We start from the raw sequence: 25,548 nt of genomic DNA on the forward strand, positions 1-25,548 counted from the left end.
AGTCAAGATCGACTGATTTTTCTTACTTCAGAAACTGGACCAGCTTGGGCACCACCTCCGCCGTGGCTTCCTCCATCAGCCAGTGTCCGCTGTTCTTGACCACCACGCCTTCGACGTGGGTATCGACCAGGCGCGCCTGCTGGATCAGGAATTCACCCGATGCCTTTTCGCCGGCGAGCACGAGCATCGGCATGGTCAGCGGCGTTTTCATGTACTGGGCGAACTCCTCCGCATCCTGGCTGAAAGCGCGGAAGACTTCGAAACCGGCGCGCATATGGCCCGGCTGGGCGTATTCGGCGGTGTAGAACTTACGATCCGCTTCGCTCAGCGATTTGGTCTTGTCGGCGGCGAAATCGTTCCAGAAATGTTCGAAGTAGGTGCGTTCGCGTCCTTTAACCAGCGCAAGCGGCGTCTCGCCATAGAAATGGAAATGCCACAGGTCGCGCAGCAGCCAGACATCCTTCCAATTGCCCACGCCCGGCAGGAACGCATCCATCAAGACGATCTTGTTGACCTCCTGCGGATACTGGGCGGCATAGGCGTAAGCGACCATGAGGCCGATGTCGTGACCGACAACCTTGGCTGACTTGATGCCGAGGCTGGCTGCCAGCGCGTGGACATCCTGTGCCATCACCGATTTGGTGTAAGGCCCCTGCGGCAGGCCGGATTGTCCGAAGCCGCGCAAATCGGGGGCGATGACCAGATGGTCTTTCGACAGCTGGGCGATCAGCGGCAGCCACATGTGGCTGGACTCGGTGTAGCCATGCAGCAGGATCACAGGATCGCCCTTGCCGGCGGACAGGTAGTGGATCCGAACGCCATTTACTTCCGCAAAATTGCTCTTCGGGGCTTGCGCTTGAGCTGGCCCGATGAAGGCGTACAACATCAGTAAGCCCGCGCATAGCAACCTGGTGATAGTTCGTAACATGATGATCTCCCGTGGTTAAACCAACAGAATATCCAACTGATCGGCGCGGACATACACACTATCGGGTGGTTTATTTCTATACAATATTCGCGGTAGCAAAAATTTCAGAATTACAATTAATCGCCGGTTTCTTCCATGAAAAGTCCATTGATGAGTTACGGCAGAATATTTTCCTTGTTGGTAATTCTTTCCTGCTGCCTGCCGTCGCAGGCCCGCAGTACTTCGGCCGCGCCGATCAATCTGCACCACACCAGCTGGACCGTTCGCGATGGCGCCCCGGCCATGATTTTGTCCATGACCCAGACCCAGGACGGCTGGCTGTGGCTGGGCGGTCCGACCGGCCTGTATCGCTTTGACGGTATCCAGTTCGAACAGTTCGCCCCGTCCAACGCGCCCTTGTTGACCAGGAATGTCAGCGTGGTCAACGCGTTTGCCGATGGCTCCTTGTGGATAGGTTATCGCACTGGCGGCGCCGCGCAGCTGCGGCATGGGCGCATCCGCAACTACAGCGAGCGGGACGGCTTGCCTGGCCGCTCGGTCTGGGGCGTGGAGCAAGACGGCGACGGTCGCGTCTGGGCGGCGACGGCGCAGGGAATGTATTACCTTGAAAACGAGCGCTGGCAAGTGCCCGCCAGTTCGTGGGAGGTGCCCGGCGGACAGTACAAGACACTGATGCGTGACCGCCAGGGTGTGCTGTGGGCGCAGTGCGATACCGGCGTCTATTTTCTCCGGCCGGGCAGTGAGCAGTTCGCCAAGGCGCCGGTCAGCAGCGGTACCGGCGTGCTGTTCAACCTGCCCGATGGCAGCGTGGTGAGCTGGGATGCCGGACGTGCCCGTTTCAATCAGCTTGCCGGGCCGGCGCAGGGCGGCTATCCGCAGCATTGGGAGCATCTGGGCGACCCTGCCAGCCTGCTGTTCGACCACCGCGGCGATCTCTGGATAGGGCTTAAAGGGGGACTTGAATACCGCACCGCGAGCGGAGTGTCCGGCCGGACCACGCCGCCGCAAGGCTTGAGCGGACCTTCTGTCGGCGCTATTTTCGAGGATAGGGAAGGGAATGTCTGGGCCGCAACGTCCGCCGGGGTAGATCGCTTTCGCAGCCGGCGCCTGGCAAGAATCGAGGTTCCCGAGTCGGCCATAGGCGCCGCGATCCTGGCCGATGACAGCGGCGGCGCCTGGATAGGCGGCTTTCACGTTTCCGTCAGCAATACCGGCCAGGCCAGGATCACGCCATTGTGGCCAGCCAACCAGGAGGGCTGGGCGGATATGCTGACCGGCTTCACCCGCACCAGCGACGGCGTACTATGGGGCTCATCCTACGGCGCGCTACGCCGCATCCAGGGCAAGGACAGCCGGAGAATTGCACTGCCCGCCACCATCGGCAACAGGGTCGTCAAAAGCGTGCTGGCGGAGCAGAACGGCGACCTGCTGGCGGCGGTACAACACCTGGGCTTGTATCGTCGGAGGTCCAGCGGCGAGTGGGAGAAAACCGGAAACGAAGGCGAAGTCAGCGTGATGGCACGCTCGGATGCGCTGGGCCTGTGGCTGGGCTACTTTCCCGGCCGCGTGGCGCACGCCGAGGGCGCCGGGTGGCGCAACTATGGTCCGGCCGACGGCCTCACCGTGGGTCTGGTGATGGCGCTGCACCTGCATGGCCGGCACGTGTGGGCGGGCGGGGACAACGGACTCGCGCTGTTTGAAGCCGGCCGGTTCCAACAGGTCGGCGGCTTGAATGGCGAAACCTTCGACGGCATCTCCGGCATCGTCGAACTGGATAACGGCGATCTGTGGCTGAATGCCACGGCAGGCCTGTTCCGCATTGCCAGCGAAGAGATCGCCAAATTCAAACGCGTCCCGGATTACCGCGTGCAGTACGAGCGCCTGGATCAGCTTGACGGGTTGGAAGGAAGTGCGCCGCGCCTCGTTCCATCGCCTTCGCTGGTGCTGTCGTCCGACTCGCGCCTGTGGATAGTCCGGACGACCGGCGTGTTTCGATTGAATCCCAGGGAGCAATTACCGCGTTCGCCGGCACAGCCTGCCATCATCAAGACGATAGGGCCACCCGGAGAAGGCAAGGCGGTGCAGGAGCATGCGCAATTTGCTCCCGGCGTCTCCGCATTGCAGATCGATTACACCATTCCCTCGCTGGCGATGCCGGAGCGGGTACGGTTTCGCTATCGACTGGAGGAAGTCGATGCGGATTGGCAGGAGGTAGGCGCCCGCCGCAACGCGTACTACAGCAATCTCGCGCCCGGCGATTATCACTTTCGCGTTGCGGCCTCCGATTACAACGGCAAATGGGCCGGTCAACACACCATGGCGCACTTTACGATCGCCCCGGCCATGACGGAAACCTGGTGGTTCAAAGCGCTATGCGGCGCGCTGCTGCTGTCGGCGGCCTATCTGGCATACCGCTGGCACATCAACCGTATGTCCAGGCAAATGGCGCATCGCCTGCAGGAACGGGTAAGCGAGCGCGAGCGCATTGCGAGGGAGCTGCACGACACCCTGCTGCAATCGGTGCAAAGCCTGATCCTGCATATTCACGCCGCCGTCATGAAAATGCCGCCCAAAGACGCGATGCGCATGCAGCTGGAGAATGTGCTGCAGCAGGCTGACGACGTGGTGGATGAAGGCCGCGGCCGCATACGCGAATTGCGGGGCGAAGACGACAAGCTCAGCTTCCCGGACGCGCTGCTGGCCGCCGCGAACCGCTTGCAGCTTTGCGAGGCAAGCGCCATCCAGTTGAAGATGAGCGGCGCGTTGCGCCAGCTGGATGGCGCGATTTATCAGGAAGCCATGGCAATCGCCATCGAGGCGATCGCCAACGCCTGCAGTCACGCCAGGGCGCAGCGCATAGAGGTGGAACTTCAATACGGCATGCGGGAATTCCGGTGTATCGTACGTGATGACGGTGTCGGCATTCCTGCGGAAATCCTGGGTGACGGCGGGCGCCGGAATCACTGGGGAATGCGCGGTATGGCGGAGCGTGCGGCCAGGATTAACGCCAAGCTCGTGTTGCGCAGTAGCGCTGAAACCGGCACCGAGTGGCAGCTGACGCTGCCCGCAGCCCTGGCTTATACCCAATAGGGTGATGTCGGCAGGACTTTCCGGTGATACGCTAGTCCAAGACGATAAAGGAGAGCGCTGTTATGGAAAGCAGGGGCGGCGGAATGATCAGGGTGATGATCGCGGACGATCATCCCTTGCTGCGCAGCGGGATAGCTGCCGTGCTGTCGGCCGATCCGAAGTTCTCGGTGGTGGCGGAGGCCGGGGATGGCGACGGCGCCATCGAGCAATACAAACGCTTCCGTCCCGACATCACGCTGATGGATGTGCAAATGCCGGGGCGCAACGGCATCGAGGCGACCACGGCCATCCGCAGCCTCAATCCGCAGGCCCGTATCATTATCCTGACCACCTACGCCGGCGATGAACGCGTGGCGCGCGGCTTGAAGGCCGGGGCCAGCGGCTATCTCCTGAAAAACCTTGCGCGTACTGAATTAAGCAGCTATATCGTTGCCGTGCACGCAGGGCAGTGGCAGCTATCGCGACAGGTCGCCAGCAGCCTGGCCAACAACTTCCAGCAGGATACGCTGAGCAAGCGCGAGCTGGAAGTACTCCGCTATGTCGCGGATGGCAATTCCAACCGGCGTGTGGCCGACCGGTTGGGCTTGAGCGAAGACACCATCAAGGCGCACATGAAAACCATCCTGCACAAGCTCGACGCGCGCGATCGCACCCATGCCGTGACGATCGCCATGCACCGCGGGTATTGGGACAATTAGATTTCACTTTTCGCAAGCAACCAAGGAGTATCGACATGGATTTGCAACTCGGCGGCAAGACCGCCTTAGTCAGCGGCAGCACGGCCGGCATCGGCTACGCCATCGCCCACCTGCTGGCGCAGGAAGGCGCCAGCGTCATCGTCAACGGCAGAACGCAGGCAAGCGTGGATGAGGCGGTCGATCGCATCCGTTCGGAGACGGGCGGCACGGTCCTGGGCTATGCCGGCGACCTCAGCCAGCCCGAGGCCGCGCAGGAGGTGGTTCGACGCCATGCGGGCATCAGCATTCTGGTCAACAACCTCGGCATCTTCGAGCCCAAGGCCTTTGAAGACATTCCCGACGAGGATTGGCGGCGCTTCTTCGACGTCAATGTCCTGAGCGGTGTCCGCCTTGCGCGCCTGGTGCTGCCGGAGATGAAGCGCGCGAATTGGGGGCGTATCATCTTCATCTCCAGCGAAAGCGCGGTGCAGATCCCCACCGAGATGATCCACTACGGCATGACCAAGACAGCGCAGCTTGCGGTCTCGCGCGGACTGGCGGAGTCGGTTGCCGGCACCGGCATCACGGTCAACAGCGTCCTGCCCGGCCCGACGAAATCGCGAGGCGTCGGCGACTTCGTTGAGGACCTGGCGCGATCGGCCGACAAGACCTTCGAGCAGGTCGAAGCGGAGTTCTTCGAACATGTGCGGCCGACGTCGTTGATCAAGCGCTTCGGCACGCCGCAGGAAGTGGCCTCGCTGGTGGCCTACGTGGCAAGCCCGCTGGCATCGGCGACCACCGGCGCGGCGCTGCGTGTCGACGGCGGTGTGATCAAGAGCGCCTTCTGAATCCATCGGCGCTGGCCGGCGGCTGGTGGCCGATCTGCACGCCGGAAAGGCTCACCATGAATCCATGCGGCTTGCTCCCTGGCCGGTTTCGCGCACGACGGCGATGGCCTCGATTTCGATGTGGGCCTCCGGCGTGTACAGGGCCGATACTTCCACGATCGTATCGGCCGGGTAGGGCGGCGAGAACCATTTGCGGCGCAGCTTGACGACGTTGGCGTAATTGCTCATCGAGGTCAGGAAGATGGTGACCTTGATCACATGTTCCAGGTCCGAGCCGCCGGCCCGCAGCGCCCGTTCCAGATTCAGGAATGCCTGATTGGCCTGACTGTCGAAATCGCCATCGCCGACGATGCCGCCGTCGTCGCCGGCGCCGGCCTGGCCGGACAGGTAGAGGAGGTCACCCGCCCTGATCGCCTGGGACAGCAGGAATGGCGCATAAGGGTCGGGGATGGTATGAATTTGCTCAAGTTTCATGGGATGCTCGCGGTGGGGAATAACGCATGCTACCGGCCACCGGCGCGGCCGGCGCGCAGCAAACGCGGACGCGGCGCAGGTTTCGATGGCGGCCTGCCGCGATATCGGCGCACCCTTCAAATCCGCGCAATTCACGCGTTTCCCGCGTACCGCGCAGGGGCAGGCGGCCTATGATGGGCCCTGCTTAACGGAACCCGGGACACACCATATGAAGTTGGAAAAAATTAGCGGCCGGTCGGCGGCGATCCGCGTCGGCGACATCATCTACGCGTCGGGCCAGGCGGCAGTCGGCGGTGACGGTTGCCTGGTCGGCGCCGACGATTTCGATCTCCAGGCCCGGCAGGCGTTCGAGAATGTGGAAAGGGTGTTGCTGGCAAACGGGACGACGATGAACCGTGTCATCAAGGTGACGCTATTCCTGACCTCGATGAACGATGCGCCCAAGATGCTGGCGCTGCGCCGTCTATGGTTTGCGCCGCCTTACCCGGCCGAATCGATGGTCGAAGTGAGCGCGCTCCACGTGCCTGGAGCGAAGATTGTGGTCGACGTCATCGCCGCGTGGGCAGGGCCTCAGGCAGCCTTCTGAACGTCCCTGGGCGTCATGCCCAGGATGCGATTCATCCAGTGGGCCAGGTGGCTTTGATGGGCGAAACCGACGTCGAGCGCCACCTGGCTCATGCTGAGCTTGGTATGCAGTAGCAGGGTACGGGCGCGCTCGACGCGCCGCCGGACCACGTACTGATGTGCCGGCATGTTCAATGTTTGGCGGAACAGCGCGCTGAAGTGCGGTACGCTCAGGCCGGCCACGGCGGCCAGTTCGGACAGAGAAAGGCGCTTGGCCAGATTGCTTTCGATATAGTCGAGAACGCGCGCAGCCGGTACCGTTCCCAGCTTTTGTTGTTTGACATCGGCGGGCGCCTCGCCGCAGACCAGGCGTACCACCATCGCCGTGCACAGGCTTTCCGCGTACAGCGGATCGGAAGCGGCTTCCGCTTCGAGTTCTGCCCGCAGCGCCCACGCCAGGTGCACAAAACGCGGATCGCGCAACTGCAATTGCGGATGCAGCTGGCGCCGGCCTGCGGCGCCGGACATCTGTTCCGTGGCGGCGCGCACGAAGTCTTCGGTCATCCAGACGCCGAAAATGGTGCAGCCCGCATCGTCGTTCCAGCGACCGTCGACGCCCGCAGGCACCACGTCGACGTCGCCCTGTGTCTGGATGCGGGCGCTGGGGCGTCCGTCGCAGGCGCAGTGAGCCTTGACCGCCGCGCCGACATGCACGGCGACGCGGTGATGCGGCCGCGCCGCTATCGCATGCAGCCCGGCGGAGACCGTGAACAACTCCGCGCCGAAACCATCCCACGCCCGGCCCTCGCTGGAGCGCACCACAACGCGCGATATGGCGCCGGACGGCGGCTGTGGAGCTGGCAGGTGCATGGGGCCTCGCGAAGGATCGGGAACGGGTCTGAGTATAACTGACCGCCCAATACCGCGCTGACGACTACCGGGAGTCTGGTCGAGCCGGCGACAACAGCGCGGCGTTGCCCCAGCTTACCGGCAACTGCTCGTTGACTTGCGCCGTGCTGCGGGCCACCAGTTCAATCAGGCTGACGCCCGCGACATCGGCGCTCAACGCCTGTGCCGGCTGCCCCCAGCGCAAGGGCTTGCTCTTTGCCAGCAGCTTGCCGTCGCCATAGATCATGAATGTGACGCCGTGCGTGCGGTCCTGTGCGGAATCGTCCACGCCCACCTGGGCGCTCAGGCTGCGGTAACCATTGTTGCGCACTTCCAGCCGGGAATTGGCCAGGATGCCGATGCCGGCGGCGTAGGGCGTGCCGGCAATCTGCATCGTCTGGCCGTAGGGCGTGCCGTCGGCGCGCGCGCCGCCCCAGCCGGCATACATGGGGCGTTCGCCCGCGCCCTTGGTTCCGGTCCAACCGGCTGACGAGCGGAAGATCGTGGGATCGGGCTGCGGCCTGGTCACGCCATCGACGGCCGGGTTCACGCTGCCAGGCCGTTCGGAAAGATAGATGCCCTGTGCCAGCACGCGCGTACCCTGGACCCGAAAGATCCGCGTCTCGCGCGGCGCGACACGCAGCTTGGTCTCGTTCGTAAACGTGGTGTCCGCCTTGGTCCAGAGATCGGTCAGCGTGATCGGGGCGTCGTTGCGGAACTTCAGCTGCTCGGCGGTCAGGTCGACGTCCATCGGCGCGAGGCCGCGGTTGAAGATAGCGACCGCCTTCTGGCCCGATGCCAGCGGCTTGACCAGGATCTCGAGATCGTCGGCGTCATAAGCGAGCGTCGCCTGGTTGCCGGCAGGATCCTGATTGACCGCGATGATGTCGGTATTGCCGACGATGTCCATCAGCGGCTGCGGCATGGTCCTGAGGTCGGCGCCTATCATCAGCGGCGCGTTCAACATGGCCCAGAGTGCGAAATGCGATCTGGCTTCAACCAGGTGGTTGGCGTCGAAGTCGCCCTTGCCGATGTACAGCATGTCCGGGTCGTTCCAGCTGCCCGGATGCGCGTACAGCTCGCGCCTTGCCGCGCTGTCGAAATTGGTCAGCAAGCGGGCCCACGAAGGCGTGATATCGTCGCTGGTGCGGGAGAGGTTGCCGAAGTTTTTGCCCCATGCGCGCACATCGGCGGCGCCCCAGACGCACAGCGACAACAGGAAGTCGCCATCGGGATTGTTGCGCACGAGCGCCGCATTAATCTGGGTAAATTCCGCCTGCACCGCTGGAATGTTGGAGCGGGTGACCGATTGCAGGTCCAGCACAGGCGCCAGCGCGCGATACTGGCCTGAGCGGACTTTCGGACTCGCGGCGCCGTAGGCGCGCAGGCCGCAGCCGTCGACCTTGATGAAGTCGAAACCCCAGTCGGCGAAATAGAGCGCGATATCCTGATCGATATGGCCGTAAAGGCCGACTTCACGCTCGAGCACGCTGCCCTTGGGGAGGTCGGTGTCATCGCTGGAATAGGCCTGGGAACAGGTGTTGCGGCCAAGATCCGAGTAAATGCCGGCCTTGAGCCCCATCGCATGCAGCTTGTCGGTGAAAGGGCGGAAGCTGCTGGTGCTGCCCTTGACCGACGAAGGGAAGCGGTCGGCCCGTATCACCAGGCGGCCATCGGGTATCTGGCGGCGCGCCCACCAGCCGTCGTCGATGTTGATGTAACGATAGCCGGCGGCGGCTAGTCCGCTGTCGACGATGCGTTGGGCCGAGCCGAGTATCTTTGTCTCGTCGATATCGGTACCGAACGCGTTCCAGCTGCTCCATCCCATCGGGGGTGTTGTCGCCCGACCGGCGGTGTAGGCACTCCAGTGCGCTGTTGGCGCAAGTGGATCGGTCGCCGCGTGCAATCCAGCTGTCGCGAACCAAAGGGCTAGCAATGCCAGGCCGGGCCGCCGGCGTACAGTCGTTTGCGCTTGCATTGCTTGCATTGGGTAGTCCAATTTAATTTGAGGCAGTTATGTCGAGCTGGAACGTCGAGACCGGCTGATCGTCGCCGCTGAACAGATTCACGAACGGTGCATCGGCCCAGGCATAGCGCACGCGTGTGACGCCGGCCGTGCCGGCGCCGGGCAGGACGACGGTATCGCCGGCCACGCGCGCGTCGGCATAGCGGCAGGCCGTACCCGCGCACACTTCGAAGCCGATGGCGCGATCGGATGAATACGTCGCCAGGCCGCCGCCCGTGTCGCGGAAGGCGATGACGATGTCGTTGCCGCTGCGCCGCGCGGACAGCGGGTAAGGGCTGCCGGGCGCCGTCTTCTCGCCGTACGCAACGGCTCGCGCGGCGCGCGCGAGGCGCTCGCCGACGATCGTCTTCTGGGTCGGATGGATGTCGAAGCGGTCGCCCACGTCAAGCGTGACGGCGAGTCCGGCATGGGCGTCGTGCGCCACGGATTCTGCCTGCGCGTCGCGCAGCTCGGCCCAGTTGGACTGGCCGGGTGTCTTTGCCGTCGAGCTGAACGACGTCAGCTGCGCGACCAGGAAAGGCAGCGCCGGTTGGTCGAAGCGCTGGCGCCAGTCGCGCATCAACATGGGCAGCAGCGTGCGGTATTCCTGCGCCGCGCCGGTGTTCGATTCACCCTGGTACCACGCCGCCAGCTTGAATTTATAGCCGACCAGTGGGGCGATCATGCCGTTGTACAGGGTGGTGAGGCTGGTCGGCACGTCCCACGGCGCCGGCGGCACGGACAGGCCGGTCAACGCGCTGCCGCGCTGGACTTTCCAGGCGCCGGGCAGGGGGATCACTTGGCCGTCCGCCGTGCCGATGTTGCGGCTGGCCGGCTGCCCCGACGGGCCGCCGCCCTGGCCGGCGTTCAGCACGCGCATGGCGATCAGGTTGCGTCCCGGCCTGAACACGCCGGCCGGCACGGAATAATCGCGCCCTATCCAGGATGTGCTGGTACCGCCCACGCGCACGCCGTTGACCCAGGTGGTGTCATAAGTGTCGACGGGGCCCAGGTGCAGCACGTTCGCCGCCTTGGCCTGCGCTTCCGACAGGGTGACGGTCGTGCGGTACCATGCCACGCCGTCGAAGTCCTTGAAGCCGGCCAGGCCGCTGTCCTTCCACGATCCGGCCGGCGTGACGGTCTGCCACGCGGTGTCGTCGAAGTCCGGCGCGGCCCATGCGCGCTGCGCGGCCGCGGCCGGGTCGTGCGCACGCCACCATGCTTCGTTACGCGCGTCCTCGGCGCGCATGGCCGCAGCCGCATCGGCGCCGTATTGCGCGACGGCGGCGACGCCTGCCTTGTAGTCGCCGAAGGTGCGCAGCGACTCGGCCCCGATCCAGCTTTGAATTGTCGTTCCGCCCCAGCTGGCGTTGATGAAACCCACGGGTATCTTGTAGCTGGCCTGCAGCGAGCGCGCCATGTAGTAGCAGACGGCGGACGCATCGCCAACCGTTTCCGGCGTCAGGGGCGTCCACTCGGCCGGGCCCTTGAGCTCGTCCTGTGGCGTGGCCGCGTTGTTCTTCTGGATGTTCAGGTAGCGCATCCTGTCGTTGCCCGCACCGTATGTGGCGCCGATGGCATTGGTCGACGCGCGCACGGCGAATTCCATGTTGGACTGGCCCGAGCACAGATAGACGTCGCCGACGAGGATGTCGGCGCGACTGACCGTCTGCCCGTCCGACGTCACCGTCAACGCGTACGGTCCGCCGGCAGGTTGCGGCGGCAGCTCAATCCGCCATTTGCCGTGCGCGTTCGCGCTGCCGTTCACTGTGTGTCCAGCGAGGGTGACTGTCAGCTTGCGCCCGGCGCCCGCCGTGCCCCAGACAGCGATGGGCTGGTCGCGCTGCAGGACCGCGTGGTCGGAAAAGAGGCGCGCCAGGCCGAGTTCGGCCGCGTGGGCGGGCAGGCTGGCGCAGCCGAAGGCAAGCGCCAACAGGGGGGCAGCAATACGTGTTGTCTCCATCATGATTCTTTATCGTTGTAGTCGTGGATGGGGCGGTGCTCGCCCGGGATTGTGCGCTGTTGTATGTCTCGAAGCAATTATGAAAATGACCAAATGCCGAATGTAATTGATGAAAAACATGAAGCTTGGGAAAAAGAAGTCTGTACGATTTCCCCTCAGCGGGCGTGGCGTTGTACAGTGCGGATGTTGTAGTGCTTCAGCCGGATTAGTTTCCATAATTCAACAACGTTGGACGGAATATTTATGACCCTTTTAGATACCGGACCGTTTTACCATGGTACGAAAGCTGATCTGCAGGTCGGCGATTTGCTGACGGCGGGTTTCAGATCAAACTACGACGACAGCGTCGTGATGAACCACATCTATTTCACGGCCCTGTCAAAAGCGGCGGGGCTGGCTGCGGAAATGGCCCAAGGCGACGGCAAACCGCGAGTGTACATCGTTGAACCGACGGGAGAATTTGAGAACGACCCCAACGTCACGGACAGAAAATTCCCCGGCAATCCAACGCGGTCGTACCGATGTAAATTACCTTTGAAAATCATCGGCGAACTCGCCAGCTGGGAGCCCTTCGATGCTGAATTCATCCAAAACCTCAGACGCAGCGTGGCAACGGGCATGGGTGAAATTATCAATTAGTGCAAACTGTTGGCATGAATAAAAAACACCCCGAAAAACCGCTGAAAATCGTCGCTCAGGCGAGTTTTCGCTTATACGAGGGCAATAGGTGCGAGTCGAACTCATCTCCCAACCACAGTACGAGTCTCTGGTAGAGCTGCTGGAGGAATTGCACGCGTATTACAACGAAGGTTCGTCACTGCCTCGTGAGATGGTGCGTTCATACCTTGTAGAGGAGTTGCTCGCCGCCGAATCGCCGCTGCGTTTAGCCGTGGCCTTCCAGGACGACGGCCAGGTGCTTGGCCTTGCAGCCATCACGCTAACCTATTCGCTTGTCGAGTTCACTCCAGAAAAGCGTCGGCAATGTTGGCTGAAGGAGCTGTATGTCCTGTCTTCCAGGAGAGGACTGGGCATCGGCAGGGCGCTCATGTCGTGGGTAGCACAGTACGCGCTGGAGAATGGATGCGGGCGCATCGATTGGCCGGTCAAGGCAAGCAACGCCAGGGGCATCGCTTTCTACGAAAGTTTGGGGGCAAAGCCAGTTGCCGACAGGCTCAGCTACAGGCTATTCGAGCCACATCTCAGCGAGTTGGCTAGTGGCGGCCATACGCGAACATCAAAGGAGAAGCCCGGTGCTTAAAAACTCCCACAGTGACATCTTTCCTATCTTCTTCGGCGTCTGGATGGTTCTCTGCCTGTTCTCCGCAGCGTTCTTTTCCTTCAGTAAGAACGCCAAGCTGAAGCGCAAGGTATGGCCTCCTTTCACAATTGGGACAGCCATTTTGTTCGTTGGATTTGTCTGGGCAATGGACTCGCCATCGCAGACCTTCCTCTTCATGATTCCGGTCGTCGCCCTCATCACTTTCTTTAACCTGCGATCGACGAAGTTCTGCGATGCCTGCGGCAAGACGAACATGAGTCGAAATCCATTCTTTCGGTCCCGGTTTTGCTCCAAATGCGGCGCGAAGCTTGAACCATGATGAGCTAACAGTTAAGGAATCATCCGATGCAAAAAATCATTGCTTGCACAGTTCTTGTCGCGGGGCTTGCGTCGCTGACTGCTTGCGCGCCCTGGCCACATGTTGAGCACAGCCGCCCGAGCATCGCAGGGCGCCTGCTGGAGGATGGAAGGCCGATTCCCGGCGCTGGGGTCTTCCTGGGCGCCAAGCCGGGAACGAATGATCCATGCGGCGAAGCCGGCGACCGGGTGGATGTTTCTCCCGTCGATGGAAGCTTCCAGATTGCAGAGCACTCGAACGCGCTGTTGATGCAATCGTTGCTCAATCCGCCGGATCGGACTATGCAAATCACGGCGGTCTGCATTCGACGCGCGGATGGTACCGCCCAGATCGGGGCGCTGTTGCCAATGTTTGTCGATAAACCGGCGAGTGTTGCGCTTGATTGCGAGATCTCGAAGAAAAGAGGGCGCGACGACATGGGCAATGCGCAGATGGCCAGCCCGCTGGGGCAGCCACAGTTTTGCAGGGCGGTTCGTGTGCCGCGCGCGGCTTAGCTTCGTGGTGCGCGCCATCATGCCGTCATACAAAGACGGCATGATGGCGCCGGGTCGCCGGCCTTACTGGCCCGACTGGTCGTGCGGAACGGTGATGGTCGCCGTCTTCGGTGTCACATTGCCGGCCTTGTCGGTCGCGGTGTAGGTGACGGTGTAGACGCGATCCTTCTCCGCGCGCACGCTGAAGGTCGTGACCGGGGTGCCGAAATCGGCCTCGATGTCACCCTTGCCGCTGTCCGGCTTGCTGCTGGTGATGTTGGTCAGGATCACGGACTCGACGCTGGAACCCGCGTCCGCCGCGGTCAGGGCCGCGTTGATCGGGACCATCATGTGGTTCGGCGGCCAGATCGCGTTCTTATCCAACAGCACCGACAGCGTCGGCGCGGTCTTGTCGATCTTGAACTCGATCGTCTTGACCTGTTCCACATTGCCGGCCTGGTCGCGGGTGCGGTAGCCCAGCTTGTAGCTGCCCTCGCCGAAGGCGATCGCATCCCCCGTGCTGGCCGTCCAGGCGCCGCCGTTGACCTGGTACTCCGTGGTCACCGCGCCGCCGTAGGCGCCCGGGTTCGCCGCCAGAGTCACCGAGACGTCGCTCGTGTACCAGCTGTTCTTGCCGTTCGGCGAAGCAGGGTTCAGGGCGACATTGGTGATCGGCACCACCTTGTAGATGTTGCTGACCACAATGCTGGTCACGTTCGATACGTTGCCGACGGCGTCGCTGCCGCGGGCATACACCGTGTTGTCGTCTGCCACCAGGACCGCGGCGGTGTACGGCGTCCATTCGCCGTCGCCGACCTTGAACTCCCTGACCGCGGCATCATCCGGATAGGTGATGGTCACGGTAACGCCCTGGTTGGTCGGGCTGGTGGTGTCGACCGCCATCGCGGCGCCGACCGGCGGGATGCGGTCGATGTTCGCCACCACATACTGCGTCACGTTGGAGACGTTGCCCGCCGCATCGGCGGCACGGGCGAACACGGTGCCGTTGCCGGACATCAGCACCGGCGCGCCGTAGGCTGTCCAGGCACCTTCGGCGCCGAGCTTGTACTCCCGGGTGGCGGCGTCGGTCGGGAAGATGACGGTGACCGTCACGTCCTTGTTGGTCGGATCGGTGATGTCCGCCGAGAACTGCGCATCCACCGGCGCGACGCGGTCGATGTTGGTGACGGCGTAGCTGGTCACCGGCGATACGTTGCCGACGGAGTCCACGCTCTGCGCGTAGATCGTGGCGTTGTCGTTCACGGTCACCGGCCCGGCGTAGGCAGTCCACGCGCCGCCGTCGATCCGGTACTGGCGCAGCACCACGCTGGGCGGATAGGCGATGCTGAGGGTGACGCTGCCTTGGGTCGGGTCCGTGATGCTGGGCGCGAAGCTGGCGCCCGCCGGCGGGACCTTGTTGATGTTGGCGACGGCCAGGCTGGCGACGGCCGACACGTTACCGGCCGCGTCCGCGCTGCGGGCGTAGACCGTGGTGTTGTCCGTCACGACGACCGGGGCGCTGTAGGCGCTCCAGGCGCCGCTGTCGCCCAGCTTGTATTCCTTCACCGCCGCGTCCGTCGGGTAGTAGATCGTTACCGTGACGTTCTGGTTGGTGGGTGTGGTCACGTCCGCGTACAGCCCGGCGATCACCGGCGGGGTCTTGTCGAGCGAGACCGTCGCCGTGTGTTGCTGCTCCACGTTGCCGGCCCAGTCCACGCTCCAGTAGGCCAGGGTATGGGCGCCGTCGGCCGGGACGGCGATGCTGGTGCCGGTCTGCTTGGCGCCGCCGTCGATGGTGTAGTAGGTCGCTTGCACACCCGAGCCCACATCGGTCGCGCTCAAGGTCACGGTGGTGACCGTGCCGACGGTGACGCCGGGGACGTTGGCCTGGGTCACCGGCGCGGTGGTGTCGCTGGCGTGCAGCGAGCCGTGCAGGCGCACTTCCGCCAGGTTGCCGAACCAGCTGGCTCCGTTGATGATGCGGAGGTAGCGATACGGCACGGCGCTGGACACCGTAAAGGTTTGCCAATCGGCGGTCTGGGCGCCGGTGCCGGCGATGGTGGTCCAGCTGGTGTTGTCGTTGGATCCCTGGAACACCACGCCTTTCGCGCGGCCGGTCTGGTCCTGGCGCGCCAGCATCTCGACACTGGTCAGGTTGACCTGGTTGCCGGACTTGAAGTCGAAGATGATGTAGCTGCCGGTCCCGCTGTTGGTGCTGCCGATGCGGAAGTCCGAGGTGGTGCTGATATTGCCGTCGAACAGCACGTCAACGTTGGCCTTGGTGGCTGCGGCGTTGTGGTAGGACAGTTGAGACGAATCGATCAGCGTCGCGATGGTGGAGATGTTGCGGATCACGTCCGATTCGTCCACCACGTAGACGGCGCTGCCGTCGGTGGTGGCGTTGGCCGGATAGCCGGCCGTGCCGTCCTGCTGCTGGTAGTTGATGGCGAAGCCCACATTGCCCGCCGCCACGCCTTGCGGCAGAATCGCGGTGGCTGTGAAGTTGATGTTGTCGGTGGTGCCGACGGTCGCCGCCACGCCCTGGATGGTGGCCGTGGCGTTGCTGATGGCGACCTTCGAGCTGAACTTCAGCGTCACGGTGTTGCCTGGAACGATGCGCTTGTTCAAGGTCGCGGCGGGGCTGAGCGATTGCGCGGAGGTGATCGACGCCGTCGCGATCTGTGCGGTCGACCTGGTGGTGCCGTACAGTCGCAGTTCCGCCATGTTGCCGAACCACGCGTTGCCGTTGAAGACGCGCAGGTAGCGATATGGCGTGGTGTTGTTGACCGTCAGCGTTTGCCAGTCCGCGCTGCTGCTCGCCACATTGGTGATCGTCTCCCACGTCGTGTTGTCGTTGGAGCCCTGCACGACGGCTCCGTTGAGGCGGCCCGTGTTGCTGTCCTGGCGGACGATCATCTCGGCGCGCGACAGGTTCACGGTGCCGCCGCCGCGGAAGTCGAATTCCACCCAGCTGCCGTTGCCGCTGCCGTTGACGCGGTAGTCGGTGATCGTACTCAGGTTGCTGTCGAACAGCAGGTTCGCGGTCGCAATCGCACTGGCCGCGTCGCGGCCGCTAGAATCGGTCACCGTGGCAAGCGTCGTGACGTTGTTGATCAGATCCGTCTGGTCGGCCACGAACACGCCGCTGCCGTCCGTCGTGAAGAAGGTCGGTTCGGCGTCGGCGCCGGCGGCGGTCTTGTAATTCAGCTGGAAGCTCACCTTGCCGTACGGCGCCGTGGCGTTGGCCACCCAGGTCGCAATCCAGTTCAGGTTGTCCGTCGTGGTGACTGTCGCGGGCTGGCCCTGGATGGTCACGCCGACGCTGTTGATCGGCGCGGTGGACACGAATTTCAGCTTGACCGTGTTGCCCAGGACGATGCGGTTGCGCAGCGCCTGATCCGAGCTCAAGGTCACCGCCGACAGCAGGTTCACTGTCTCGTAGCGGGTGCCGAAGATATGGAACTCGCCCAGTTCCAGCATTGAACTCGAAGGCTGGATCATGGCGATCTTGATGAAGCGGAAGCGCTGGTTCTGCAGGTCATCCTCGACCGGCAGGTTCTGCATGTCTTCCGTCACCGAGGTCAGGCCCGGGGTCAGGCGGGTCCAGTTGGTGTTGTCGTTGGAACCGTACACGGTGGTGCCGCCGACACGCTCGGGGAAGCTGGTGCGCACTTGCAGGCCGAAGGACGTCGCCGCGATCTTGAAGCCGGGGCCGAAGTCCAGCGTGTGGGTCTGGTTCTGCGCCAGGTAGTAGCCGACGAAGCTGTCCGGATTGTTGTCCAGCGCATTCGCTACCTGCGTGCCGAAGGTGGAGGAGGCCAGCATGTTGGTGTAGTTCATGCTGCCGTCGCTGATCACCGGCGTCAGCAGCTGCAGGCCGGTCACGGCCGATTGCAGGGTTGCCAGCTTCTGGAAAAACACCGTATCGGTCGCGCTCGAGATCACGCCGGCGATGTCGTTGTAAGCGGCGGTGTAGGTGGCCAGGGTCGAACTGACGTACAGCAGATTCGGGTTATAGGCGGCAATCACCGCATTGACCGCCGCCTGGCGATCGGCGCCCACCACCACGGTGACGCGCTTGCTGGTGACGGTGGTGCCGTCCTTCGCCGAGACGACGAAGCTGTAGCTGCCGGCCTGGGTCGGCTGCCACGAGAACGCGCCCGTGCTGCTGTTGAAGCTGGCGCCGAAGGGCAGGTTGTCGATCTGGTAGGTCAACGTCGCGCTCGCGTTGGAATCGGTCGCCGCGAAATTGGCGCTCACGGCCTGGCTGGATCCGGCGTAGGTGTAGACGCTCAGGTCGGCGTTGCCGATGGTGAAGCTGGGTAGGCTGAGGCTGCTGCCGTTGATGTTGATGTGGTCGATGTCGACCGTCGTGCCGGAGCCCTTGATCGTGACCGCCAGGAAGTCACCCAGCCCTCCTGCGTAATTGACGTACATCCACTGGCCATTGGTGTTGGGCAGCTGGACCGAGGTGCCGTAGAACTGCATGGTGGCGGTGCCATTGGTGCGGACCTTGAACGCGAGGCTGGTGGTGCCGTAGCCATAACCATAGACGGCGAAATTGCTGCCCGCCTCGGTGGCGGTGGTCTCGATGTAGGATGCGGTTGAGTCCGTTTTGAGCACGGAATTGGCGTCGAGCGGCGTGAAGCGCGCTTCGACTTCGCGATACGGATCGGTGATCTTCTTCACCAGGTAATTGCTGCCCTCGGCGGCCGCGGCGGCCGGGATGAAGAGCCAGAAGTCGCCGCCGCCATCGCCGCCATCCCAGTTATAGATGGTGCGGTTGGCGAAGATGCGGGTGAAATTGGGCGCGACCTGCTCCAGGTTCACGCCGCGGGTGTACTTGTAGTAGTAATACATCTCCCAGGTGTTCTGGGTCAGGCGACCGCGGTAATTTTCGGCCACCTTGCGATACACGACGGTCGGGCTGCCGTAGGCGTCGGTGTGCGACGCGGTCGGGATCCAGGGAATCTCGTAGCCCTGCATATAGGTGCCGAACAGCTCGCCCGCCTGCAGGATACGGTCGCCCAGGAATTCGTACGGGCCGACGGCATTCGGCGCCGTGGACGGCGTGCCGTCGACCGGGTCGACCTTGGTCCCCTGGGCCATCAGGAAGCGCGCCAGGATTTGCGTGTTGGTGATGTCGCCGGCGCCGTGGGCCTGGTCGCGGCCCATCTCGACGTGCTGCACGGCGGGCGTGACATCCTCGCCGGTCAGGTCGTTCCTGGTCACCAGGCGGAACAGGGCCTTGATGGCGCCGTTCTGGCCCTGGTCGGCGGCGGTCTTGTTCACCGTGTACCATTCGACAGCCTCGTTGTACTTGTCGCGGTTGCCGGTGAAGATCCAGCCCGACATGGCGCCGATCGTCGTGTACAGGTGCTGGTTCATGAAGTGCTCGTTGCTGCTGTCATCGGTATTGATGGTCGGCAGCATGAAGTTGTTCACGAAGTTGTTGGTGTCGTCGTCCGTCCACGCCAGCGAGGCGGTCTGGTAGCTGGTGTAGCGCAGGATTTCGGCCGCTCCCACCATGCGTTGCAGCGGAATGCCCGTGTGGATGTGGGCGTCCGTGTAGTAGGCGAACTGGCTCGGGTCCATCAGCGAGTACAGGCGGATGATGCGCAGCGCGTTGGCGCGATAGGTTTCGTTGCCCGTCACGTAGTACAGGATGGCCTGGGTGTAGGCGGTCAGCGCGTCGGTGACGAACAGCGACTCCACGCCCTGGCTGTTCAGGCCGTAGTAGCGCGGCTGCGTGGGGTCGGAGCCGCTGACGTTCTTGATCGACGGCGTGGTCGAGGCGGCGCCGGACAGGAGCATCTGGTTGAAGTAGGTGTTCCAGGGTTCCTTTTGCGCGCGCACCTGGGTGCGCATATTCTCCAGCACATCCTTGGTCAGGCCGACGCCGGGATGCCTGAAGCCGCTGGCATCGATGGTTTCGTTGATCGTCGGCTGGTAGCTGGTGGCGATCGTGGTGATGTCCGCCGCGCCCGCCGTGGCGGCGATCAAGCCGCATGCAACAACCATGGACCAGATACGCAGCAGCGTATCTCGTGGTCTCAGTCTCCTCATTATATTCCTCCTGTTTTTTATAGGTCGGTGGTATTCCCAGCCCACGGCGGCGCCGGCGCTGATGTTGGAATTCGGGAAAGGCTGGATGCTGTGTGATCGATAACAATCTTGGGTGAAAAATAAGGCGGATTGCTGCTCCGCCTGCGCACATTTCATGAGCGACTACCGGATTGTAGTCATCAATGACGGGCTTTACGTATGATTTTTTTGATGGGTCTGGCTGATTTTTTGACATAGCTACCGTTGCTGGATGTCAAAATTGATATCGATAACTTTGTTTTAATGTTTTTCTTTGAGGTTTCGTGTTATCGACGACAAAAATCGTCGGCGCGGGTGCCTGATATGCCACGGATGGCCCAAAAATCCATCGACATGCGTGTGGCGATGCACTAGTATCTGATATCGATAACAAGCAACTGCTTCAAATATAAAGCATACAAATCGGTGGAGACCCGAGATGACTTTTTCTGATTCTCTGAGCGCGGCACTCAAACGTGTTGTGATCGTCGGTGCAATGTCCGGTCTGTTGGCCTGGACGCTGATGCCGTTGCCGGCGGAGGCGGCTTCCGCCGAGCCGGTGGCCGCCAAGCCGCTGTTTCGCGACCCGGCCGGCGACGGCGCGGCCGACCCGGTGGTGGTGCGCAACGTCGAGCTGGGACGCTGGTGGATGTTCTACACCAACCGTCGCGCCAACACGCCCGGCCTGCCTGGCGCGAGCTGGGTGCACGGCACCCGCATCGGCATCGCCGAGTCGGGCGACGAGGGCGCCAGCTGGCACTATCTCGGCACCGCCGACATCGAACTCCCGCCGGATCTGGGCGGTGCCGAATCGACGCATTGGGCGCCCGACATCGTGCGCGGCGACGACGGCATCTATCACATGTTCCTGACGGTGGTGCCCGGCGTGTTCGAGGACTGGGCGCACCCGCGCCTGATAGTCCACCTGACCAGCCGCGACCTGCGCAGCTGGCGCAATGCGCGCGTCGTCAAGCTGGCTTCCGACAAGGTGATCGACGCGGCGCTGGTGCACCTGCCCGGCGGCGCCTGGCGCATGTGGTACAACAACGAGGCCGACCAGAAGACGATCTACTACGCCGACAGCGCCGACCTCGAACACTGGACCGACCGCGGCCGGGCCATGGACGACCGTGGGGAAGGGCCGAAAGTATTCTTCTGGCGCGGGACGTGGTGGATGATCACCGACGTCTGGCGCGGCCTGGCGGTGTACCGCTCCAGCGACACCGTGCACTGGGAACGCCAGCCGTCCAATCTGCTGGAGACGCCGGGCCTGGGCGCCGACGACCAGGTGAAAGGCGGCCACGCCGACGTGGTGGTCAGCGGCGAACGCGCCTTCCTGTTTTACTTCACCCATCCCGGGCGGCGCGGCGCGCACGCCGAGGACGATGGCCCCGAGCAGCGTCGCAGCGTGATCCAGGTGGTCGAACTCTCGCATGAGGGCGGCTGGCTCGAAGCCAGGCGCGATGCGCCGACCCGGATCCGGCTGATTGCCGGATCAAGTTTTTAACCGCAGCACAAAACGGAGTGAAGAACATGACTGAAACGGTGGAAAATGTTATCGAAGACATGGATGCGGATCTCTCGCGCCGCACCTTCCTGTACAGCCTCGGGGCGCTGGCGTTGGCCGGCTGCGGCGGTGGGCTGGGAGGCGACGGGCAGGGCGGCGCATCTTCCCGCCTGGGCGGCAGGGTCCTGCAGGGCGGGGCGCCGCTGGGCGGGTTTGTTCACCCCGGCCTGCTGCACACGGATGCCGATTTCACGCGCATGGCGGCGAAGTACACCACCAGCCCATGGAACGCCAGCTGGAGCCTGCTGATCAACAACAGCCACGCCAGCCTGGGCTACACGCCGCGTCCGGTTCCCGTCGTCTATCGCGGCAGCGATGGCGTCCATAGCGAGAATTACACGCTGCTGTACAACGACGTGGCGGCGGCGTATGCCTGCGCGCTGCGCTGGAAGGTCTCGGGCAACCCCGACTACGCCGACAAGGCGGTGGCGATCATGAACGCCTGGTCCGGCGACCTGACCGGCATCGGCGGCGACACCAACGCCGCGCTGGCGGCCGGCATCTATGGCTACGAGTTCGCCAACGCCGCCGAGATCATGCGCGGCTACAGCGGCTGGGCCGCGGCCGATTTCGCCCGTTTCCAGAACATGATGCTCACCGTCTTCTATCCGATTAACCATGACTTCCTGATACGCCACAACGGCACCGAGATCACCCACTACTGGGCCAACTGGGACTTGTGCAACCTGGCCTCGATCCTGGCCATCGGCGTGTTGTGCGACGACCAGGCCAAATGGGACGAGGCCATCAATTACCTCAAGGGCGAGTCCGGCAACGGCGGCATCGGCCAGGCCGTGTATTTCCTGCATCCCGGCTATCTGGGCCAGTGGCAGGAGACGGGACGCGACCAGGGCCACGCCACGCTGGGCATCGCGCTGCTGGGCGCGATCTGCGAAATGGCGTGGAACCAGGGCGAGGACTTGTACGGCTACGACAACAACCGCTTCCTGGCCGGCGCGGAATATGTCGCCAAGAGCAATCTGATCGAGTCCGGCACCAGCTATTACACCGTGCCCTACGTCACCTACGACAACGTCGACAATGTCAACCAGACCGTGCTGGGCACCGGCGGCCAGGGCACGGCACGGCCCTGCTGGGCGCTGGTCTACAACCACTATGTCAACCGCAAGGGGCTGGCGGCGCCGTACTCGAAACAGTTCGCGCAACTGGTCCAGCCCGAGGGCGGCGGCGGCAACTACGGACCGAACAGCGGCGGTTACGACCAGCTCGGCTATGGCACCCTGACCTGCACGCGCGATCCCGTCGCCGGCGGCGTCCCGCCCAGCGGGCTGACCGCCTATACCGTGGCGGGCGCGGTGCAGCTGTCGTGGTGGGGCAGCGCCTACGCCACCAGCTATACGCTGATGCGCGCCACCACGCCGGGCGGGCCGTATTCCACTGTGGCCAGCGGCATCGCCGACCTGCTCGCCTATAGCGACAGCGGCCTGGCGAACGGTACTTACTACTACGTTGTGACGGCGTCCACACCGTCGGGCGTCACGGCCAAATCCAACGAGGCCAAGGCGGTGGTCGGTACTCAACTGCACACCTACCTGGCGTTCAACGAGCTCAGCGGCACGACCGCCGCCGATGCCAGCGGCCTGGGCCACACGGGCGCGCTGACCGGCGGTGCCAGCTGGGTGGCGGGCAAGAAGGGTAACGCCGTATCGCTGGACGGCGGCAGCGGCTATGTCAGCCTGCCGGCGGGCATCATGTCCGATGTGGCCGACGCCACCATCGCGTGCTGGGTGTACTGGAACGCCAGCCAGAACTGGGCGCGCGTGTTCGACTTCGGTTCCGGTACCGGCCACTACATGATGCTGACCGCGCGCGCCGGCAATGGCCCGGCACGCTTCGCCATCACGGTCAACGGCGGGAGCAATGAGCAGAGCATCGCCAGCAACGCGCCGCTGCCCACGGGGCAATGGGTGCACGTGGCGGTGACGCTGTCGGGCAGCACCGGCACGCTGTACGTCAACGGCGTGCAGGTCGGCATCAACACCGGCATGTTCCTGGCGCCGTTCCGGCTGCAGAACACCACCAGGAACTGGATCGGCCGCTCGCAGTTTGCCAGCGACCCGTACTTCAACGGCAAGGTGGATGAGTTCCGCATCTATCGCGGCGCGCTCAGCGCAACCGAGGTGGCGGCATTGATGACGGCCTGACAGCCCAAGCAATAATGCGCCGTGGCAGGACAGGCGAAGGGCGCCGCTCCGCCTGTGCCCGGGCAGGCTGGGTGAAATTGGCGCAATCGTGTGATGTTTGGATAGATTCTCAACGGCTAAATTGAGATACCGTAACGGATATCATTTTGTTACGAAGGCATCCATGCGTGCGTTGCCGATCGCTGTCGTCATCCTGGCTGTTTTTGCACCGTTCGGGCGGGCAGAGGGAGCGGTGGTGCCTGAAGAGCTATTCTCGATGTCGATCGAGGACCTCGGGCGCATCGACGTCAGCGCGAGTTCGCTGCTGCCGTCGACCTTGTTGTCCGCCGCTTCGTCCATCTCCTCGGTCACTCCGCAGGAATGGGAGCGCAGCGGCGCGCGGCGCACCTTGGACGCCCTGGATGGCACGCCCGGTGTATTCGTGATGCCGCATACAAACGGCAACCAGGTGCTGGCGATCCGCGGTTATGCGCGCCTCACGTCGTTCACCGGCGTTGCGGTCACGCTCGACGGGGTGCCGCTGACCGACCTCTATCGCTCGTCCCCGCAATACAACTTTCCCGGCCTGAACCTGGGCGCGATGGCGCAAATGCAGTTGATCCAGGGGCCGGGCTCCGCGCTGTATGGGAGCGATGCCTTCCATGGCGTGCTGGCGCTGCGTACCCACGATGGAGAGGACGCCGGCCAGCAAGCCTCCGTGACGGCGGGCGGCGAAGGCTACTACGAAGCTGCCGCGCGCTACGCACAGGCGTTGGGCGATGGCGGCCACTGGAGCATGGCGTTCGCGGCGAACGGCCAGGGCGACCAGGAACGCATCGCCACCCGTCCTGGTCCGGCGGGCGGTCCGCCGATTTCGGTGGTGCGCGAGAATCGCTTCCTCGCCCAGACCGCCGTGCTGAAGGCATCCAGCGGCACCAGTGGCGGATGGAAATTCAACGGCGGACTGTACCTGCATCGCTACGGCGCGGATGACTTCCAGGGACTGGGCTCGCGCCTGGCCGGCGCGCAAGACCTGGGTGGCCTCGATACGCGCTTGGCGATGCTACAGGCAGGCGCGAAGAGGCAAGTCGGCGACAGCGGCTCGCTTGAGCTGAAAGCCTATGGCTGGTGGGTGGATAACGACGTGGGCGGCCGCCTGCAACTGCCGGCCAGGGTTGTCCAGCGCGACCTGTACAGCCGCCAGGACCGTCTCGGCCTGCAGGCGATCTATCGCGATTTGTTGCCGCAGTGGCGCACCGACTGGGCGCTGGCCTTGGCAACCGAAAAGTTGAACGTGCGCGATGTGCACGTGGCGATACATACGGTGGCGGGGGACTTCCTGAGCGATACGCCGAATGCTGCGTCGGACGCGCGCCGCCGTGTCAACAGCGCGACGCTGGAGTTGAATTCCCGCTTCGGCCGGGACTGGCGGGCAGTGTGGGGCGGCCGGCTGGACGATTATTCCGACTTCGGCCGACACGCGTCGCCCCGGCTTGGGCTGATCTACCAGCCGAGCGACACTGGGGCGCTAAAGCTGCTGTACGGGCAAGCGTTTCGCGCCCCGTCCGCAGCGGAACGAAACGGCACGGTCAACACGGTGCTGGGCAACCCGGGCCTGAAACCGGAAGTGATCGACAGCCTCGAGCTGGTGGCCATCCGGCGGCAGGCGAAGCTGCTGTGGCAGGCCAGTGTCTTCGAGACCGCCTGGCGCGATGGCATTGCCATCGTCTTCCGCCCGGACCTCCGCATCAACCAGTTCCAGAACGTCGAGCGTAACCGGGCGCACGGCGCCACAGCCAGCGTCACCTGGCAAAGCGAAGGCTGGCAATGCGAAGCCGGCGGCGCATGGGTGGCAAGCCGGAATGCCGGCACCGGCGCGTCCTACAATATTTATCCCAGGCGCTCGGTCAACGTCTCGGCCGCCCGCAGCCTGTTCGACGGCGCCGGCCGTATCGGCGTGGCCCAGCGCTGGATGGACGGCTTTGACGACATCCCCAGGGGCGACGTGTTTGCGCCCAGCCGCCTGCCTTCGTACGCGCGCACGGACCTGTCGTACAGCCACATGATCTCGAAGTCGCTGACGCTCACCGCCGTGGTGCGGAACCTGTTCGATCGCGACAGCCGCCTGCCATCTCCCCTCGGTTCGGTGGGCGGCATTCCCGACGACCGCATCAACGCCACCGTGCGCGCGAACTGGAGATTCTGA

At 63.7% G+C, this 25,548-nt stretch carries 17 protein-coding genes; 10 read left to right on the forward strand and 7 right to left on the reverse strand.

The window, feature by feature from the left end; all coding sequences use genetic code 11:
• Positions 1-22: 22 nt before the first annotated feature.
• A complete protein-coding gene (locus ABWW33_RS20550; RefSeq protein ID WP_444551006.1) occupies positions 23-928 on the reverse strand; it encodes an alpha/beta fold hydrolase in 906 nt (301 codons plus the stop codon).
• A 135-nt stretch (positions 929-1,063) separates the two neighbouring features.
• Between ABWW33_RS20550 and ABWW33_RS20555 the strand changes: the two genes are divergently transcribed.
• The 3 genes from ABWW33_RS20555 (at position 1,064) to ABWW33_RS20565 (ending at position 5,543) form a co-directional block, all read left to right on the forward strand.
• Positions 1,064-4,018 carry a sensor histidine kinase gene (locus ABWW33_RS20555; RefSeq protein ID WP_353403497.1) on the forward strand — a complete coding sequence of 985 codons (2,955 nt, stop codon included), beginning with the start codon at positions 1,064-1,066 and terminating at the stop codon, positions 4,016-4,018.
• A 62-nt stretch (positions 4,019-4,080) separates the two neighbouring features.
• Positions 4,081-4,716: a response regulator gene (locus ABWW33_RS20560; protein ID WP_353403498.1), complete on the forward strand. Its 636-nt coding sequence runs from the start codon at positions 4,081-4,083 to the stop codon at positions 4,714-4,716.
• Between the two features lie 35 nt (positions 4,717-4,751).
• A complete protein-coding gene (locus ABWW33_RS20565) occupies positions 4,752-5,543 on the forward strand; it encodes an SDR family NAD(P)-dependent oxidoreductase (protein ID WP_353403499.1) in 792 nt (263 codons plus the stop codon).
• Between the two features lie 51 nt (positions 5,544-5,594).
• On the opposite strand, the gene ABWW33_RS20570 is transcribed toward ABWW33_RS20565, so the two are convergent.
• Positions 5,595-6,017, reverse strand: coding sequence for a RidA family protein (locus tag ABWW33_RS20570; protein ID WP_353403500.1), 423 nt, complete (start codon positions 6,015-6,017; stop codon positions 5,595-5,597).
• 208 nt (positions 6,018-6,225) lie between these two features.
• Here ABWW33_RS20570 and ABWW33_RS20575 point away from each other — a divergent pair, with 208 nt between their 5' ends.
• Positions 6,226-6,603 (forward strand): RidA family protein, encoded by a 378-nt coding sequence (locus tag ABWW33_RS20575; protein ID WP_176651055.1) that lies wholly within the window; start codon positions 6,226-6,228, stop codon positions 6,601-6,603.
• On the opposite strand, the gene ABWW33_RS20580 is transcribed toward ABWW33_RS20575, so the two are convergent.
• The 3 genes from ABWW33_RS20580 to ABWW33_RS20590 form a co-directional block, all read right to left on the reverse strand.
• Complete coding sequence (locus ABWW33_RS20580) at positions 6,588-7,451, reverse strand: helix-turn-helix domain-containing protein (RefSeq protein ID WP_353403501.1); 864 nt, start codon at positions 7,449-7,451, stop codon at positions 6,588-6,590. The genes ABWW33_RS20575 and ABWW33_RS20580 overlap by 16 nt on opposite strands.
• 64 nt (positions 7,452-7,515) lie before the next feature.
• A complete protein-coding gene (locus ABWW33_RS20585; protein ID WP_353403502.1) occupies positions 7,516-9,297 on the reverse strand; it encodes an NPCBM/NEW2 domain-containing protein in 1,782 nt (593 codons plus the stop codon).
• 172 nt (positions 9,298-9,469) lie between these two features.
• Complete coding sequence (locus ABWW33_RS20590; protein WP_353403503.1) at positions 9,470-11,440, reverse strand: sialate O-acetylesterase; 1,971 nt, start codon at positions 11,438-11,440, stop codon at positions 9,470-9,472.
• A 240-nt stretch (positions 11,441-11,680) separates the two neighbouring features.
• Here ABWW33_RS20590 and arr point away from each other — a divergent pair, with 240 nt between their 5' ends.
• From arr to ABWW33_RS20605, 3 genes are all read left to right on the forward strand, one after another.
• Positions 11,681-12,076: an NAD(+)--rifampin ADP-ribosyltransferase gene (gene arr / locus ABWW33_RS20595; RefSeq protein ID WP_353403504.1), complete on the forward strand. Its 396-nt coding sequence runs from the start codon at positions 11,681-11,683 to the stop codon at positions 12,074-12,076.
• An 88-nt stretch (positions 12,077-12,164) separates the two neighbouring features.
• On the forward strand, positions 12,165-12,695 hold the full coding sequence (locus ABWW33_RS20600; RefSeq protein ID WP_353403506.1) for a GNAT family N-acetyltransferase: 531 nt from the start codon (positions 12,165-12,167) through the stop codon (positions 12,693-12,695).
• On the forward strand, positions 12,688-13,035 hold the full coding sequence (locus tag ABWW33_RS20605) for a hypothetical protein (RefSeq protein WP_176651050.1): 348 nt from the start codon (positions 12,688-12,690) through the stop codon (positions 13,033-13,035). The genes ABWW33_RS20600 and ABWW33_RS20605 overlap by 8 nt, the downstream gene beginning before the upstream one ends.
• Before the next feature lie 11 nt (positions 13,036-13,046).
• Here the strand turns inward: ABWW33_RS20605 and ABWW33_RS20610 are convergent, their stop codons facing one another.
• The gene (locus ABWW33_RS20610) at positions 13,047-13,610 is read right to left on the reverse strand and encodes a hypothetical protein (RefSeq protein ID WP_353403507.1); all 564 of its coding nucleotides are present in this window, start codon (positions 13,608-13,610) and stop codon (positions 13,047-13,049) included.
• Positions 13,611-13,631: 21 nt separating this feature from the next.
• Entirely contained in the window at positions 13,632-19,613 is a 5,982-nt protein-coding gene (locus ABWW33_RS20615; protein ID WP_353403508.1) for a beta strand repeat-containing protein, read from the reverse strand.
• Positions 19,614-20,070: 457 nt separating this feature from the next.
• Between ABWW33_RS20615 and ABWW33_RS20620 the strand changes: the two genes are divergently transcribed.
• From ABWW33_RS20620 to ABWW33_RS20630, 3 genes are all read left to right on the forward strand, one after another.
• Positions 20,071-21,138: a glycoside hydrolase family protein gene (locus ABWW33_RS20620; protein WP_353403509.1), complete on the forward strand. Its 1,068-nt coding sequence runs from the start codon at positions 20,071-20,073 to the stop codon at positions 21,136-21,138.
• A gap of 26 nt (positions 21,139-21,164) precedes the next feature.
• On the forward strand, positions 21,165-23,363 hold the full coding sequence (locus ABWW33_RS20625) for a LamG-like jellyroll fold domain-containing protein (protein WP_353403511.1): 2,199 nt from the start codon (positions 21,165-21,167) through the stop codon (positions 23,361-23,363).
• 235 nt (positions 23,364-23,598) lie between these two features.
• Positions 23,599-25,548 carry a TonB-dependent receptor plug domain-containing protein gene (locus ABWW33_RS20630; RefSeq protein WP_353403512.1) on the forward strand — a complete coding sequence of 650 codons (1,950 nt, stop codon included), beginning with the start codon at positions 23,599-23,601 and terminating at the stop codon, positions 25,546-25,548.

The sequence above is a fragment of the Duganella hordei genome (assembly GCF_040369125.1).
Lineage (GTDB): Bacteria > Pseudomonadota > Gammaproteobacteria > Burkholderiales > Burkholderiaceae_D > Rugamonas > Rugamonas hordei.